The 14594-nt window shown below is 61.1% G+C and carries 19 protein-coding genes; all 19 read right to left on the reverse strand.

What is annotated here, in order from left to right; genetic code table 11:
• Nucleotides 1-34: 34 nt before the first annotated feature.
• Nucleotides 35-358, reverse strand: a complete 324-nt coding sequence (locus CAL19_RS12680; protein WP_094796953.1) for a phage head closure protein — start codon at nt 356-358, stop codon at nt 35-37.
• Nucleotides 358-702: a head-tail connector protein gene (locus CAL19_RS12685; protein WP_094796954.1), complete on the reverse strand. Its 345-nt coding sequence runs from the start codon at nt 700-702 to the stop codon at nt 358-360. The genes CAL19_RS12680 and CAL19_RS12685 overlap by 1 nt, the downstream gene beginning before the upstream one ends.
• The gene (locus CAL19_RS12690) at nt 702-1355 is read right to left on the reverse strand and encodes a methyltransferase domain-containing protein (protein WP_249276306.1); all 654 of its coding nucleotides are present in this window, start codon (nt 1353-1355) and stop codon (nt 702-704) included. Before CAL19_RS12690 ends, CAL19_RS12685 begins: the two co-directional genes overlap by 1 nt.
• 1567 nt (nt 1356-2922) lie before the next feature.
• A complete protein-coding gene (locus CAL19_RS12710; RefSeq protein WP_094796957.1) occupies nt 2923-4128 on the reverse strand; it encodes a phage major capsid protein in 1206 nt (401 codons plus the stop codon).
• Between the two features lie 11 nt (nt 4129-4139).
• The gene (locus CAL19_RS12715) at nt 4140-5009 is read right to left on the reverse strand and encodes a head maturation protease, ClpP-related (protein WP_094796958.1); all 870 of its coding nucleotides are present in this window, start codon (nt 5007-5009) and stop codon (nt 4140-4142) included.
• A 4-nt stretch (nt 5010-5013) separates the two neighbouring features.
• Nucleotides 5014-6246, reverse strand: coding sequence for a phage portal protein (locus tag CAL19_RS12720; protein WP_094796959.1), 1233 nt, complete (start codon nt 6244-6246; stop codon nt 5014-5016).
• Entirely contained in the window at nt 6243-7772 is a 1530-nt protein-coding gene (locus tag CAL19_RS12725; RefSeq protein ID WP_094796960.1) for a terminase large subunit, read from the reverse strand. Before CAL19_RS12725 ends, CAL19_RS12720 begins: the two co-directional genes overlap by 4 nt.
• Complete coding sequence (locus CAL19_RS12730; RefSeq protein WP_249276307.1) at nt 7748-8164, reverse strand: hypothetical protein; 417 nt, start codon at nt 8162-8164, stop codon at nt 7748-7750. Before CAL19_RS12730 ends, CAL19_RS12725 begins: the two co-directional genes overlap by 25 nt.
• 133 nt (nt 8165-8297) lie before the next feature.
• Entirely contained in the window at nt 8298-8612 is a 315-nt protein-coding gene (locus tag CAL19_RS12735) for an HNH endonuclease (RefSeq protein WP_094796962.1), read from the reverse strand.
• 163 nt (nt 8613-8775) lie between these two features.
• A complete protein-coding gene (locus CAL19_RS12740; protein ID WP_094796963.1) occupies nt 8776-9870 on the reverse strand; it encodes a winged helix-turn-helix domain-containing protein in 1095 nt (364 codons plus the stop codon).
• 282 nt (nt 9871-10152) lie between these two features.
• A complete protein-coding gene (locus CAL19_RS12745; protein WP_094796964.1) occupies nt 10153-10686 on the reverse strand; it encodes a hypothetical protein in 534 nt (177 codons plus the stop codon).
• Nucleotides 10683-11033 (reverse strand): hypothetical protein, encoded by a 351-nt coding sequence (locus tag CAL19_RS12750; RefSeq protein ID WP_094796965.1) that lies wholly within the window; start codon nt 11031-11033, stop codon nt 10683-10685. The genes CAL19_RS12745 and CAL19_RS12750 overlap by 4 nt, the downstream gene beginning before the upstream one ends.
• Before the next feature lies 1 nt (nt 11034).
• Nucleotides 11035-11301 carry a DUF6378 domain-containing protein gene (locus tag CAL19_RS12755; protein WP_094796966.1) on the reverse strand — a complete coding sequence of 89 codons (267 nt, stop codon included), beginning with the start codon at nt 11299-11301 and terminating at the stop codon, nt 11035-11037.
• Complete coding sequence (locus tag CAL19_RS12760) at nt 11291-11791, reverse strand: hypothetical protein (protein WP_094796967.1); 501 nt, start codon at nt 11789-11791, stop codon at nt 11291-11293. Before CAL19_RS12760 ends, CAL19_RS12755 begins: the two co-directional genes overlap by 11 nt.
• Nucleotides 11788-12591 carry an ATP-binding protein gene (locus CAL19_RS12765; protein WP_249276308.1) on the reverse strand — a complete coding sequence of 268 codons (804 nt, stop codon included), beginning with the start codon at nt 12589-12591 and terminating at the stop codon, nt 11788-11790. The genes CAL19_RS12760 and CAL19_RS12765 overlap by 4 nt, the downstream gene beginning before the upstream one ends.
• Nucleotides 12533-13312 carry a YdaU family protein gene (locus CAL19_RS19835; RefSeq protein WP_249276309.1) on the reverse strand — a complete coding sequence of 260 codons (780 nt, stop codon included), beginning with the start codon at nt 13310-13312 and terminating at the stop codon, nt 12533-12535. The genes CAL19_RS12765 and CAL19_RS19835 overlap by 59 nt, the downstream gene beginning before the upstream one ends.
• The gene (locus tag CAL19_RS12775) at nt 13309-13671 is read right to left on the reverse strand and encodes a Ref family recombination enhancement nuclease (RefSeq protein ID WP_249276310.1); all 363 of its coding nucleotides are present in this window, start codon (nt 13669-13671) and stop codon (nt 13309-13311) included. The genes CAL19_RS19835 and CAL19_RS12775 overlap by 4 nt, the downstream gene beginning before the upstream one ends.
• Complete coding sequence (locus tag CAL19_RS12780; protein WP_094796969.1) at nt 13668-14087, reverse strand: recombination protein NinB; 420 nt, start codon at nt 14085-14087, stop codon at nt 13668-13670. Before CAL19_RS12780 ends, CAL19_RS12775 begins: the two co-directional genes overlap by 4 nt.
• Nucleotides 14084-14527: a phage regulatory CII family protein gene (locus CAL19_RS12785; RefSeq protein ID WP_094796970.1), complete on the reverse strand. Its 444-nt coding sequence runs from the start codon at nt 14525-14527 to the stop codon at nt 14084-14086. The genes CAL19_RS12780 and CAL19_RS12785 overlap by 4 nt, the downstream gene beginning before the upstream one ends.
• Nucleotides 14528-14594 lie beyond the last annotated feature (67 nt).

Raw genomic sequence — 14594 nt, forward strand, 5'->3', positions numbered from 1 at the left:
AGACCCGCCTGTCGAGCGCCGCGTCGCGTTGCCATCAGGTGGCCACCCCTTCCTCGACCTGGAGCTCCATCTTGTCGTTGAGCTCGTTGACGTTAACAACCGCTCGGATCTGATAGGCCTTGCCCTTGTACAGAATCCGATGCTTGGGCGTGATGTCGTCCCGGCACCGGACTTCCAACCTGTGGACCACCCCGGATTGCAGCTGCATGGCCTGCAGGCGTTCGTACATGCTCTGGTGCTTCCAGTGCGCCCAAATAGAGAAAACTGTCTGCCAGGTCTTGACGAATCCGCCTCCGCCGTCAGGCGTCGTGATTTCCTCCTGAATCGCAATTCGGGAGTTCATGGGGCCCGCTCGCATCACACACCCATCTTCACGCGGTGGGGCATCAGCAGGTACTCGGCGCCAACCGGAATCTTGGCAAACGACACGCCGGCTGCCACGTCCTCACGGTTGGCGTACAGGTGCCCAACAGTCAGTAGGATTGCGGCGCGGATCAGGTCATTGACCACCATCGGATCGTCGCCAGCCGTACCTGCATTCACTGCGGCATCGAGTTCGGCCTGATCGGTGTACACATTCCGACCGAGGAAAGACTGCGCCGACAGCTCCGCGGCGTTGATCCAGAGCGCAATGAGGCTGTCTTCCTCAGTCTCATCCACGCGCAGATGCAACCGCGCCTGCTCCAATGTCACCAGCGCCATTACCGCCTCCGGAAGGCGTAAGAGCCTATGCCCTCACGCCCAATCTCTGTTTCAACCGTATTGCTTTCGATGCAGTCGAACCCCTGGGCTGCCATCCATCGGATGATGCCGTCATGGGTCCAGTACCAAATGTGTTCGTTCTTACGAAAGTGCTTGCTCCGCAGGCAGTGATCCGCACCATCAAATATCGGGAGGGATACAAACACCCATTCCCGCGCCTGCCGTACTGCCGCGCCCGGGTCCTGGATGTGTTCCAGGCTGTCCCAAAAGGACAGTGCGGCACATGTCCCGGCATACAGATCCTGGTACCAGCCTCGATCACGCAGCCACGCCACCCCGGCGGGGTTCACGTCGTACCCGAAGGTTTGGGGCCGCGCCTCCACAAACTGCCCACAACCGATTCCGACATCGAGCAAGAAGCCCGTGTAGTGCCTGGCCACCAGATCCATCCGAGCCTGAGTCAGCGCGCGCCCTATCCCGGTGTCAGCGTTCTCCCGGTACTTAGCGAAGTACTCCGCGTCGTAGGGCATGTCCTCCGGCCTCACCGGGTAGTAGCCCATCCCGTACTCGGGGAGCCACACCAGCCCGATGCTTGCCTGTTCCGAAAAGGCCTTGTCCATCCAGCCAGGCGCGGAAACCTTCGTCAAATCCATGAATTTCCTTGTTGCAGCGGTGGAGCATGTTGGTGCACATGCACATCTTCATTGGCTCCGCCCAGCCCACCTTCGATAGATCCATCCACGGAGCCGTCAGCTTGGATCGATGGTTGTGCCCACCTTGCCCACCGTGGATAACATAGAGAGGCGTTCCCGCCGCGATACATGCAGGTACGATCCAGCCAACCCCTCCAACAACCACGTCTGCCGCTTGAATCGCGCCCAGCAGTTGAGTCACATCCCACTGCCCTCTGTGCAGCACCAGGTCCGCCTTCGGCTCCGGCCCTACCAGCCATTCCTTCCCCGGCTCTAGGTCAGCCACAGACACGATGTAGTACCCGCGCCGCCTCAACTCAGCTATGGCCGCGTGCACATACTTCGGATCTGGACTCCGCGCCTTGTTATGCCATTCGGCCCGCTCGGTCACCGGCCTAACGATTGCCGTCGGCTTTCCCGGCCGCAACGGTGACCCGAATCGCGGCAAATCCATCACCCCCGGCTTCACCCCAGACTGCCGTCGCATCGCGTCTAAGATCGATCCAATCGCCAGTTCGCGCGGCCCATATGCGACCCGAACTCTCCTGGCCCCTGCGGGAGGGTTCACCCAGCGGGCCCGCGAGCGCTCAGCGTTCTTGGCTTGCGTCCTTAGCTTCGTATTCGGCTTGACCATCTGAAGGTCGAGATCCGAGTACAGTTCCGGCCAGGGAGTGACCACATAGGCACCGGGCATATTCTTCAGAAAAGCCCGTTGGTAGATCGAATCCCCCAATCCCTGCATTCCGTCGACGACGACATCGCCTTTCGACGAGCGAGGGCGAACCCCGCCCCGCCGTGCGCCAAGCGCTTCCTTCAATGGGATCCGCTCAAAGCAAGTCAGAGCGGTGTCCCGCGTGCAATTCACAATCGCCACATCTCTAAGACGCGAGGCGAGCTGCGTGAACTGCGCGGGCCAGTCTTTCACCCCCCCGGCATTTCCGAGCCCTTTGGGGTGGTCTTCATGCCAGTGCGCCCGACCACCTGTCAGTTGGCAGTCGTACCCGAGAAGAATGATCTTCCTGGCGCCCCAATGCGCGGCCAGCGATATCGCCCCAACCCCGGAGTTCTTCCCCCGGTTAAATATCTCTCGCCGAACGCCTGGATAGCGCAGCGGCGACCACCTCTCTCCAGTAAACGTCTTTTCGGCCTCTTCGCCGTACTGATCCCACCATACCTTGTCCATGGCGTACAAGACGTCCGCCCATGGCACCATCCGGAACGTGGTGTTCGTTACGATTACTCCGCGGCCTTTTTCCGCCTTCCGCCACGCTTTGACGGCTGCGCAATCGTCTGCGGTAAGACTTGGGCCGCTGGCGATGCAGACAACGGTGTGCCAGCGGCCTGCAGAGGGACATCGCCTTCCGTAAGCATGGCGAGCCCGCGCCGCACAAGCTCTTTTGCCTGAATCTCGCTGACTTCGAACTCGTCTCCTGAACGCCTTACTCCGCCATGCATGAACGACGATCGAGCAGTGACCATCACCATTGAGGTTCTCCGATAAAGGCGGGGCCGAAGCCCCGCCCACGCCTTAGGCCGAAACCGGCAAACCGTCGAAGTCGCCCTTGACGAACGACTCAGGACGGTACACCGACAAGCCCACGCGCTCTTCGCACAGGATGGTGACCATGTTCTTGACGAAGTTGTCACGGTCTTCGGTCGAAACCGTCACCGAAACGTCTTCGCGGTCCCAGCCCTGCGCGCCCTGCTGGAACGCACCGACCAGGAAGTCGCCGGCATCCATCGCCTTGGTCGGAACGACCGGGCGGCCCCACAAGCCAGGGGTAGCCAGGCCGGTAGGAGTGGCGAACAGGTAGGCGTTGTCCGTGGTCTTGGTCAGCTCGATAGCCGCCCAATCGATCGGGCTGAGCACGATGCCGTCGGCGTCGAATTCGGCCAGAGTCACCTGCAGCAGAGCCAGGCGGAGACGGTCAATCGCGGTTTCGGCTTGAACCGTCACGCCCGGGTTGACGTAAGTCGTCGCCTGCGTATAGATGCCGTTCAGGTTCAGGCCAACGCCCGAGCCCTTCAGAAGCTGCGCTTCCTCCTTCAGCTTCAGGCCATAGCGCAGGCGCCCGTCGATGTAGCTGGCAAGCATGGCAGCATCCGACAGGACTTGACGCGAGGCGCGCACCCAGTGGGCGATCGTGGCAACCGGATCGGTGTCCAGTTCAAACGTCAGGTCCGATTCCGGCTTCGGGTTGGCCGGGTTTTCCGAAACGACGTCGGCGTTGTTGGTGAAGCCGGACTCTCGAACGTACTCAATGCTGTTGGAAGTCGTGCGACCCCACGACAGCAAGTCACGGATGAACAGACGCTGCTGAACCGGCTGGATAAGGCCAACTCGGGTAGGCTGAATCAGTTCACCTGCCGAGGTGTCCAGGCTGGTGACCGCCGCCTTCACCGGGACAGAGAAGCTGCCCTTAGCGCCACCGGCAGCCTTGGCCGCGAACGCATCGAAGCCGTCAGCTGCGATGAACTCTTCGCCCATCGACTTGGGCCGACCGGCTCCGCCGCCGCCCTCCATCTTGACGATCAGCTGCTCCGCAGCTTGCAGGCGAGCTTGCAGTTCGCCTTGCTGCACCAGCAGTTTGTCGACAGAGGCCTTGGTTTCTTCGGAGAGCTTGGCGTGGGCCTTGATCTCCTGCTGCGACTGCTCGGCGTAACGCTTCAGGTCGTCGCCAACCTGCTTGAGATCTGCTTGGACCTGCTTGTATTCCTGTTCAATTGCGCTCATCGCAATTACTCCTATATCCGTGGAACTTCGAACTTTGTTCGGGGCATGGGCCCCACCGATGCAACTACGGCTGAATCGCTCAGGCCGTGTTCGGTGGAATCGCGCCCACCGCTGCCAGCCGAATCCCTCAGGCTGGACTTAAATTCGTAGATCAGGCGCTGCGCCTCGCTACGGGGCATGCCCGAGCTGCGTAGGGCCGCCTCCAGCCTGCGCACGGCTGCAGCGCTCGCTTTGGCTTCGCCTTGGGATACTTGATCGGACGGCAGAAGCTCGTCAGCGAACCCGCCGTCAATTGCTGCGCTGCCGCCTATCCAGGACTCGGCGTCCATCAGCTTCTGCATCTCAACCACCGGTCGCCCGGTCCGCGCGGCATAGATGTCCGCCATCGCCGCGTCAAACGGCGCCAACGTGTCAGCGGTGGCCTGCAGGTCGTGGCGATTCCCAACAGCCATAACCCAGCAGTTGTGGATCATCAGGAACCCGGCGCGTGCAATCTGCACTGTGTCCCCCGCCATAGCGATGACAGACGCAGCCGAGGCCGCAAGGCCAAGTACCTTCACCGTCACCTCGCCGTCGTGTTCGCGAAGCAGGTTGTAGATGGCCATGCCCTCGAACATGTCGCCGCCCGGCGAATTGATGTTCACCGTCACCGGGCCCGCGCCAATGCTGCGCAATGCCCCGGCAACCCGCTTGGCCGTCACTCCTTCGCCGGTCCACCAGTCTGTGCCGATGACGTCAAAAACGCTGATGCTGCGATCGTCGCCGTCCGCTGCCGCTTGGATGCCGGTGTTCCAGCGGTCCAACGCCCGGGGCAGCAGCTGGCCCGCCACGCCCGCGCAGGGGCTTCCCGACGGAGCAGTCGGCAAAGTTTTCAAAGACATATGCTTACCCTTCCTGGGATTGGTTCACGCCCAGTTGATTGATGGGCACGAGTGCCGTCTGAACGGTCAGGACATCAGCGTTGCCACCCATCGGCGGCAGGTTTTCGAGACGACGCACTTCATCGCGCGTCATGATCCCGTTGTTGACCATCGTGGATTCGTACTGAGCCCGAGCCGCACTATCCGCGCGCAGAAGACCCTCAACACTGAATTCAGCGTAGTAACGGGTCTGGTCGTATGGGGCGAGCAGATCCTTGTTGATGGCCTGCTCTATGCGAGTCAGCCAGGGGCGCAGCGTGAACGTCAGAAAGCCGATCATCTGCTGCTCAATGCCAGTTCCCCAGCTGGTCGAGTTGCTCGTGTGCCCGACCATGTGAGGCGGAACCCTGAACCAACGGCAGAGTTCCTCCACGCCAAACTGCCGGGACTCGATCAGCTGGGCATCCTTCGGATTGATGCCAATCGTCTTGGCGTCAATTCCGCCCTCAAGAACCGGCGACTTGCCTGCATTGATCGCCCCGCTGATGAGCTCGATCGATTTCCGGAAGTCGTCCCGTTGCTCCGGCTTGAGCACCCGGTCGACGGTGAACGCCACGGTCGGCGCCAGGCCCTTTTCGAAGGTGCTATTCGCAGCCGACGAAGCAGCCAGGGCCGAGCCGAAAACGCTCGATCCGTACTCGATGACGCTCACCCCCCAGTCCCCGTCTAGGGTGAAGCCTGGGATCCGAAAGATCCTGCTTTCTGGAATCTCCCTTTGCTCGCCGTCGCGCTCCGTATAACGGAACCGCCTGTTTCCCTTGATGTCGCGAGAAATGGCCAGCCGACCGGGCACTAGGAACTCCAGCGCCACCAGCCGAGTGCCGATGTACTTCTTCTCTGCGAAGCCATTGCCGCGCAGCAGCATCGAGGCGATCACCGCCTCCCAGAACACAGCCGCGGTCGAATCCGTGTTTGGACGGGAATGGATAATCGTGTAGATCGGGTGCCCTTCCGCGCTCACGCGCCCGCCCCCCGACCGCAAGTACAACCCCAACGGCAACGTTGAAATCGTTTCAGATATCAAGCGCGTGCAGGCCCAGACGGTAGACAGCTGCAGGGCGGTCTTCTCGTTGACCTGCTGCCCGGCAGCGGAGACCCCGAATTGCGACCAGAAGTCAGCGTCAGTCAGGCCTATGGGCACCCCAAGCCAGTCCAACAGCGCGGCCCTGATGCGACCGGGCTTTGTCTTGGTTTTCATACGATGATGGGATCCCTGAGAAAGTCGGTGAAGTCGTCCTCGGCCTCAACGTCGACTGGCATGGCGCCCACCGCCATGGCGAGCGCCACCATGCCGTCAATGCGGCCTGACACCTTCGATTTCGTGAATTTCCTGTTGCCGGCTGGGTCCGACACCGCCACCGCATTGGCCGCGCACATCGTCAGTACCGGGTGATTGCCGTGGCGCAGCTTCTTCGCCAGCAGCTTGCTTTCCAGCTCGCGCAGCGCTGGGCTCATGGACACAAAGCCCTGGCCGAACTCCACGAACCGCTCCAGCTCTTCTTCGTCAAACCCGACGCGCTCGAGCCAGGGCCTGAGAAACCGCATGTTGTAGCGGTCAAACGCAAGCGCCCGAACTTCGTAGGTATCGAACACCTCGCGTAGGTGATGGGCAATGAACTCGTACTCGATTGCCCGACCGGGCGTCGTAAGCAGCAGACCGTCACCAGCCCACACGTCATACGGCACCCGGTCATTCCGGGACTTCTCTTCCAGTCCTTCCTCCGGCAACCAGAAGGTCGGGTAGACGTCACCCGCTTCCGATACCAAAACCAGCGCCGTCAGGTCAGACACGCTCGACAAGTCCAGCCCGCCGTAAACCGTCTGTCCCCGGCAAGGCTCGGGCTGCGCCCCGTTCTCCAGCCAGATCGCCCTGGCGATGAACGGATTGCTTGCCTCTACCCGCTGATTCAGGATCAGGTTCCGGTACGACGCCTCCCGGCTCGGAAGGCGCTTGGCATCGGCTGCCTGGCGCCTGACCTCCTCCTTATTCATGAAGTCGTCGTAGTGCGGGTTAGCCGCCCGGATCGCTCCTTCCGAGAAGGGATCCAGATCGAGCGGCGCCGAGTGCAGCACCACCTTCTGCCTCGGGTCAGCGCCGGTCAATGCATCGTCGATCAGCAGGCTCAGCAGGTCCGCATCGGTCGGCGCCTGCGTGCTGATCACGATCGACAACGGCGACTCCTGAGCCGCACTTGCTGTTTCCAGCGCCTCGTACAGTTCGAACCTGGGCCCGCGTACCTGGCCCAGCTCATCGTGGATCGTCAGTACCGGGCTCAGGCCGTAGGCGGTACTTGCCTCCGCCGACAGCGCCCTGTACAGGGTTCCCATTTCAGGACAGAACAGCTGCTTGGCCGTGTCTCTGATCACCACGTACTGCGACAGATCCGGCGACATCCGCACGATCTTCGCCGCCAGAGCGAACAGAATTGCTGCTTGCTCGCGCGACTGCGCTGCGCTGTAAAGCTGGCTGTTCGGCTTCGCCTCCGGCCCGCACAGGTGCAGCAATAGCAGGAAGGCCGACAGCGCCGTCTTGGCGTTCTTCCGAGCCATGCTCAAGATGAACAGCCGCGTCGGCGTGTCGTATATCTGCTTGATCCACTTCCGCTGATGCTTCGTCAGCTTGACCGGCTTGCCTACCAGCTTTCCTTCCGGGATCCGGCAGTACTGCTCGATCCACTGGATGTTGCGGTCGCCACGCGTCAAACGTCGATCGGCGCTTCCCACGGCTTCCTTGCCCGCGCCTGACGAGCGTTTGCCCGTCCCGCGGTAATCGGGTGATCCACCGCCTGCCGGGTGATGCGCAGCCTGGTAGCTAGCGACGACGCCGCTCGCCCTTCCCGCTCTTGCATTGCCAGCAGTCGGTCATACCGCTTCAGGCCGTCGTCATCCGCCAGCCAGGCGCGGTCAAAGTTCATGATCTCTTCGGCCAGGATCCGGGACTGCACGATATGACGGCAGTACTGCTCCAGAAGTGGGCCATGTGTCGGAGTGAAGGCTGAGGCCGGCTGATCGTTGACGACCTCCAGCCATACCGCGCGCTCCGCATCCGTCAGGTGCACCGGCGCCGGCAGACGGTCGGAGCTGGCAACAGGCGCAACTTGGGCAACGACAGTCATTTCCGCTGTCGATTTACGGCCCCGAGTGCCCATTCCCTGTGTCCTTCGCTAACTTTTCGCTGAATCGTTTTCAGCTTTTTTCTTCACGTTTATGAAGAAAGTGTCCCCCGCGCGGTTTCCGGCCCCCCAACGCTCAACTTTTGACCCACCCCTCCCCCGATTTCTTTCTCGGGTCGGCCGGCCATCCATCGAGCCCGATGCGGGATCGATACCGCCTACCCAGGTCATCTGCCGTCTTGGCCTCATGGCATTCGTGGCACAGCACCTGAAGGTTCTCGTCCTCATTGCTCCCGCCCTTGTGGACTGGGGCAATGTGATCCAGTTCGAACCCGCTTGGGTAATCAGTCAGCGTCCTGCACCTGGCGCAGCGTGGGTCGTGTGCCCATATCCTCAGCCTGGTCTGCTGGAGCTTCCTGCCCCTTAGCCGATCCTCGCTTGGTTCGCTCACGCCTTTCTCTTTCCTTGCGCTGGAGCTTGCGCCATTGGGCTACTAGCCACTCCCTGCGCTTCTGGCATCCAGTGCATTGCATGTCTCTGTGCCCTGCCGCAATTAGGATGCGGGCCACATACCTGGAGATAAGGGACTAAGCCCACCGATTGCGGCTGCGGCCTTAACCCTCGACCATCTTGCTCGATACCCGAACGCGGCCTACTTCGCCGTGCTGCTTCGAGTACGTGATTACCTGGGCGTCCCTTCCGCTCATCCAGCCCAACCGGCTGGAATAGGCGTCCTGGGCTGCCAATGTCCTGTGCTGCTCCACGACCATCAGGTTGGTTTCCTTGATGTCAATGTGGTGCAGGTGGCCCATGTGGGCGTATGCGTGTTTGGTGCGCCCGAAGACCTCGCGAAACTTGGCAGCAAACACCGTATCCACATCAGCCGGCTTGCGCTTGTGGCCGTGGTGGAAGAACAGTGCGGTCTTGCCATGCTCAACGCAGTAGTACGGGTCCGGCGACACCTCTACCGTTACCCGTGGCTCGTCCTCGTACAGCGCCGCCAGGAACTCACGCAGCCAGACCGAGCTAGCCAGGTCGTGATTCCCTTCAGCCATCAGCACATGCACCCGGTCATGCTTAGCAAGCAGCATGGCGATGATGCGCCGGATCGCCCGGATCACCACCCTGACCAGCTTCTGAAACCGCGAGTCAGCGTCCAACAGGTGCCCGGACGTGGGCGTTACCGCCTCCATTCCGTCCCGGTGCAGGAAGTCGCCCAACTGGGCGAATATCCCCAACTCGGCATCAGGCGCCTGGGCAATCGCCGCAGCGAACCAGTTGACCAGCGTGTCCTCGGCAATCTGCAGATCCCACGCTGCCCCCGTTTCCTCCGGCCAGCTCAGCTGCCCGAAGTGGTAGTCAGTGACTACGTAGCAATTAGCCAGGTCGGCAATCGTGGCCTTGGGCGGCTTGGCGGGCTTCTCACGGGGGATGGCCTCGCACATTGCCGCCAGTGCAGCCCGTTGCTTCTCCAACTCAGCCTCAGCGTCTGCCGAAGCCTTCACCCATTGCATTACCGCCTCGCCCGTCCGCAAATCGGTCAGGGTCGACGTGGCTCGAACAACCATGCCCTCGTCCGCCTTGGCCAGGGCAAAATGCTCTCTCGCTTGCGCCAGCCGACGGCGAAACGTCGTGTCGGGAATGCCTAATGCGGCGGAAGCCTTGCGGATGGACCCGTACTGCCTGACTGCCTTTTCGTAGTCAATCATTCAGGTTGGGGCTCCATTCGCCGCACCACTCGTCCGGCTTGATCGCTGGGAACACAAATACAACATCACCCTCGTCCATGATGGCGACGGGAGGGTATCTGCGGCACTCGTCCCATGTAGCCGTCTCATTGAAATGCCGGCAGTCCTTGCACGACCTTTCGATGGGTGGCTTGGACTGTTTCATGGGACGGGAATGCAAAAAGCCCGCGAACCTTTCGGCTAGCGGGCTGATTTTGGACGCAACTTGGCGCACTTCAATTTTGCGCCCCCTCGCCGTCGCGGTCAATACGACGCCGTAATGACGTCGCGCTTTCGCAACATTGGAAGCAAAGTAGCTTTTGCTGCCTGGTAGGCAACGTGATGCTGCTCGGCAGTCATGCGCGGGTTGCGGAACACGGCATTGCCGACGTACTTGTTCCGAGCGTGGACGTCTACCGCAATGCGCTGCTCGGATGGCAACGTACTGAGGCAGACGTCTACTTGTTCAGCGATGTAGTGGTTGATGCGCTCATCCGCAGCCTCTGCTGCGTCCTGCTCGTCAAAATACACATCCGTCGATGTGCAGTGCTTAAACCCGGGAGATACTGGGCTATGCCCCAAGTTCTCCTTCTCCGCCTTGGAGATCCTGTACCAGATCAGCAGAACATCCTCAAACTGCGCGCTTTCGTCCTTCGTCACTGTGGCCTCACTGAAAAGGTCATTGATTGTCATGGCCGGGGCCTGCTGCCTCCGGGCTTGGTTGTTCCGCCACGCCTCTTGCTGCTCGCAGACGATGGCGGGGTCTTGGTACATGAACCAGGGCAACGCGCGGGTCACGGCGAAGGCCTCATGTCGCCGAGCCCACACATGGACATCATCGGCGGCTGGCAGGCTCTGGCGCGCTCGGCGATTTGTTGGAACGCTCTGGTAAAGCGCAGCGGCTTGACCGGGGCGGAAACACCGGGCGTAGTCGGCTGCAGTCCCAAATAAGCACGTAGGATCGACATCGGGTTTGTCGTCCGCCCAAACTTCGGCTCAATCGAACGAATAGCATCCGCTATGCCCTGGGGGTTCTGGCGGAACTTGTGGACCACCACCCCTGCTTCGCGCAGCCTTTCTACACACGCACGGCGGATCAGCTTTTCGGAATCTTCAATGTTTCGTGGATGTACCATGTCGTTCACCTTAAATTGCCTCGCCGCCCAATCGCTTTTCCACCAGGGCTGAATAGCCGGCGATATCTCGCCAAGAGTCGTCGTAGTTCGGGTCCCCGTTAAGAATCCGGCCGATCTTGTGTGCGACCATTTCCAACGCCTCCATCTGGTCTACCTCCAGTCGATCCCAGCCCGGGTGATCACGCATAACTTTCTTCAAGTCCTGGGTGATTTGCGCGTGGTCAAGGAACTTTCCGTACCGGGCGCCACGTTCCTGCAATGTCGAATCAATGCTCATGAACAACCTCCGATGAGTAAATTGCCACGGCCAACGCGGACATCGCGTGGCTTGAAACCCCGTACAACGGCCCGGGTTGCTTCTTCGTCCCAACTTGTGGGGTCTTGCCGCCGCCCGTCGAGCTGAACCTATCCAGCACGGCTTGGCGCACGTGTGAGTCCCTCGCCTTTAGACTTCGGCAAAGGTGCAGCTTTACGTCCTGGCGGTAGACCAGCCGGACGGCATCCGGGTCATACCAAGCCTGCTGGAACCGCCCAATCCAGCGCACGGTCTCGAAGACTTCCCGACCCACAGGCATTCCGTAGCTGGCCACCATCTCGATGGACAGTGCATATCCGTTCACCTGCCAGTGATCGCGCTGCAGGTAGCTCAATACGTCCGTATTTCTTCGGATGCCGGCTATGTCCACCGCACCGCCCATCAACACGCAGTACCCGGACTCGGTAGTGCCTGGGTCAATCGCAAGGATCGGAAATCGGCCGCGGCTCATGCCGTTACCGCCCGTCGATAGCTAGGCCAGTCGAAGATGACCATCCGGCCGCCGCCCTCTCGCATACGGTCGACTACGCGCTCCCCCAGGTATTCGGTCAACGGCTGTTTGGCCAGGTTGCTAATCAGGATCGTCGGGCGCAGATTCTCGTAGCGCCCGTTGATGATCTCGAACAGGATCATCTTTTCAGTCTCGCTACCAAACTGGATGCCAACCTCATCCAACACCAGAAGATGTGGCTCGATCAGGGCGTCTATGGCCTGCTGCTCGGTCCGCTCCGCGCCCTTGCTGTAGGTTTCCTTCACCGACCGAATGGCGCCCAATACCGTCGTGAAGACCGCCACCCGATTTTGAGCAATCACTTCGTGGCAAATCCCCACGGCCAAGTGCGTTTTCCCCGCCCCTACGCCGCCGCAGAAAATGAGGCTCCGGCCCGACTTCAGGGCATCATCGAACTCGCGAGCGAAATCTTTGGCGATCTGCAAGGCTCCCGCGGGGCCGCCAGAATGAGCAACATAATTGGACAAGCGTCGGTCGGCAAACCTGGGGGGAATGGCGGCACGGCCAAGAAGGTACTCGGCACGACGAGCGCGATACTCAGCCTCGGCAGCAGCTGCCTCCTGTGCGCGACGTGCGGCGATGTTTTCCTCGGCGCATGTTGGGCAGAACGGCGCGCGGCCGCCAAACACGATGCTTTCGAACTCGCCGTGCTTGTCGCAGTGGCCGGCCGCCTTGTTCAGGCTAGAAGCTGCCATCCGCCTCAACCCCGGCTCGGTAGTCCTGTTCTGCAAAGTTTCCATGTCGTGTCGCTCCTGTCGTTGCCCCGTTAGCCTTTACCCAATCCGCCTCAAACCCTTGCCACCCTCGCTCGATGCACTTTCGCAACGTCTGGTCGAGCGTCCAGCCCGCTTTCTCGGCCTCCCGTCGGACGCCTGCAAGGGCCACCTCCGTGAGTGGGGCGCGCTTTCTGGCTCGCAGGGCCAAGAACTCAGTCGCCACGTCGGCAGGAACTCCCAGGGATTCCAGGTCGGCAGCCGTGACGGCAGGCGCAGAATTCGACCTCCCCCGCTTGCGGGGGGTAGGGGGGTGTTCTTTATTTGTTTCTTGGTTATTGGTTATTGGTTCTTGGTTAGCATTGCCTTCGCTATGCGTTCGCATTGCGTTCGCACTACCATCGCACTCCGTTGGCTTTGCCTTGGCATTTCCAGCCCAGCGCTTCGCTGCAGAATCTGCCGCCTTGGCGCTTTTCGCCTGGTATGCGGCAATCTCTTCGTCGGCCCGTTTGTTGTGCCAGAACCCGTCCTTCAGCACGAAGAACTCCGCCAGCACCACGGGCACCGCCTCCCTTTCCTCCTGAGTCCTGGCGCCGACCCAACGACACACTTGCTGGATGTCGTCAACGATGGGTTGCTCTTCCGAGTAGTACCGGCGCAGCAGTCGGCTGTAGATTGCGTCCTCGATCAGGCTCAAGTGCATCGTGGCCTGGGCGTAGTCGCCTATGTTGTGGCTGTAGTAGTTCATGCCGGCACCTTCAGCCCTGCGGCTTGCATAGCGCCTTCAGGTACCTCGAAATCGTGGGCGAGCAACCATTCGATGCAGGCAACCAGCAATGTGCGCTGGCGGCCGTATTCGGCTTCGAATCGGGCTTTGTAGGGATGAACGGCGATCATCCACTTGCCGCCCGTGCCATCTTGGTGGTGACCGGCGCAGAGCGGCAGGACGAGCCAATGTGCTTCCGGCTTGGTGCGGCCGTCGATGTGGTGGATCGAAGTCCAGGTGTTGTAGAGCCCCTCTTTGCGGCAAGCGATGCAGCCCACGTGCTGACAGAGCATGTCGTGGAAACGCTTCTGTTCGCGGGAGACGGTGCGGCCCTTAATCATTGCTTCACCCACCCCGGCACATCGACCGGATCAGAGAAGACGACGCCGTTTTCGGCGCCCCAGGCATAGATTGATTCGATCAGGCTGGCCATGCCGCGCACGCCCATGGAGCGAGTCTGTGCGCCCAGGGTGACGACGCCCTGCCCATCCAGGGAGGGAACGACTCGGGCAGCGTGGCCGCCTTCCTGGCGCGCCCAGGCATCCACTAGCAAGCGTTTCCAGTCATCGATGCTCAGTTGCTGGCCCATCCACTTCTGCTGACGGGATATGTCGCCCAGCATCGCGTGGAGCTTGGCGTTCTGTTCCACGTTGCGCGTCGGTTCCTTTGGGGGCTGGAAGACGTAGCCATCCGGGGCGTCGATCACGGCCTGAATCGCCATGCGCCGGGTATGGGGGGTCAGGCGGAGCTGCTTCATTCCGACATCCCCTGCATGCGCTGCGACACCCCCTCAGCTGCCGTCTGCAGGACACGCTTGGCCTGGTTGATCGCTTCAATTTCCTGGGGGTCAACTTTCCCGTCAGCGAGAGCCGCGTGGATAGTCTGCATGAACTGGCCTTGGGCGACGCTGGTTTCGACCACGGCCTCCAGCACCGACATATCGCTATCGGAGCGATCGCCCTCGGGCGCCTTGATAAGTAGAAGCCCGCGCGAGTGCGCCCAGGCACGCAGCATCCGCTCGTCGTCGGTCATGGCTACCAAGCGCTGAGCCTCGGCAAACGATAGATGGTGCGTGTCATTATTCGGGTTCACCTTGTTGCGCAGCACCGCCGGGGATATCCCGACGCGGGGCCCCAGAGATTCGCTGCCGCCCGGGTAGTCATGGACCGTGTGGTATGCCGCGTCTGTGGTGTTCATGTCTCGTATCTCCGAACGTATTAATTGCTGTGGTGGTGGTGCAAACTGCTGGTCATGGAAAACAACG

The organism is Bordetella genomosp. 7 (assembly GCF_002261265.1).
Taxonomy (GTDB): domain Bacteria; phylum Pseudomonadota; class Gammaproteobacteria; order Burkholderiales; family Burkholderiaceae_B; genus Bordetella_A.

Excerpts from the sequence above, each read along its gene's own strand:
- CAL19_RS12685 (WP_094796954.1), bottom strand. The coding sequence starts at position 702 with ATGGCGCTGGTGACATTGGAGCAGGCGCGGTTGCATCTGCGCGTGGAT.
- CAL19_RS12710 (WP_094796957.1), bottom strand. The coding sequence starts at position 4,128 with ATGAGCGCAATTGAACAGGAATACAAGCAGGTCCAAGCAGATCTCAAG.
- CAL19_RS12785 (WP_094796970.1), bottom strand. The coding sequence starts at position 14,527 with ATGAACACCACAGACGCGGCATACCACACGGTCCATGACTACCCGGGC.
- CAL19_RS12765 (WP_249276308.1), bottom strand. The coding sequence starts at position 12,591 with ATGGAAACTTTGCAGAACAGGACTACCGAGCCGGGGTTGAGGCGGATG.
- CAL19_RS12690 (WP_249276306.1), bottom strand. The coding sequence starts at position 1,355 with ATGGATTTGACGAAGGTTTCCGCGCCTGGCTGGATGGACAAGGCCTTT.
- CAL19_RS19835 (WP_249276309.1), bottom strand. The coding sequence starts at position 13,312 with ATGAACTACTACAGCCACAACATAGGCGACTACGCCCAGGCCACGATG.
- CAL19_RS12780 (WP_094796969.1), bottom strand. The coding sequence starts at position 14,087 with ATGAAGCAGCTCCGCCTGACCCCCCATACCCGGCGCATGGCGATTCAG.
- CAL19_RS12760 (WP_094796967.1), bottom strand. The coding sequence starts at position 11,791 with ATGAGCCGCGGCCGATTTCCGATCCTTGCGATTGACCCAGGCACTACC.
- CAL19_RS12775 (WP_249276310.1), bottom strand. The coding sequence starts at position 13,671 with ATGATTAAGGGCCGCACCGTCTCCCGCGAACAGAAGCGTTTCCACGAC.
- CAL19_RS12730 (WP_249276307.1), bottom strand. The coding sequence starts at position 8,164 with ATGACTGTCGTTGCCCAAGTTGCGCCTGTTGCCAGCTCCGACCGTCTG.
- CAL19_RS12715 (WP_094796958.1), bottom strand. The coding sequence starts at position 5,009 with ATGTCTTTGAAAACTTTGCCGACTGCTCCGTCGGGAAGCCCCTGCGCG.
- CAL19_RS12680 (WP_094796953.1), bottom strand. The coding sequence starts at position 358 with ATGCGAGCGGGCCCCATGAACTCCCGAATTGCGATTCAGGAGGAAATC.
- CAL19_RS12740 (WP_094796963.1), bottom strand. The coding sequence starts at position 9,870 with ATGATTGACTACGAAAAGGCAGTCAGGCAGTACGGGTCCATCCGCAAG.
- CAL19_RS12720 (WP_094796959.1), bottom strand. The coding sequence starts at position 6,246 with ATGAAAACCAAGACAAAGCCCGGTCGCATCAGGGCCGCGCTGTTGGAC.
- CAL19_RS12755 (WP_094796966.1), bottom strand. The coding sequence starts at position 11,301 with ATGAGCATTGATTCGACATTGCAGGAACGTGGCGCCCGGTACGGAAAG.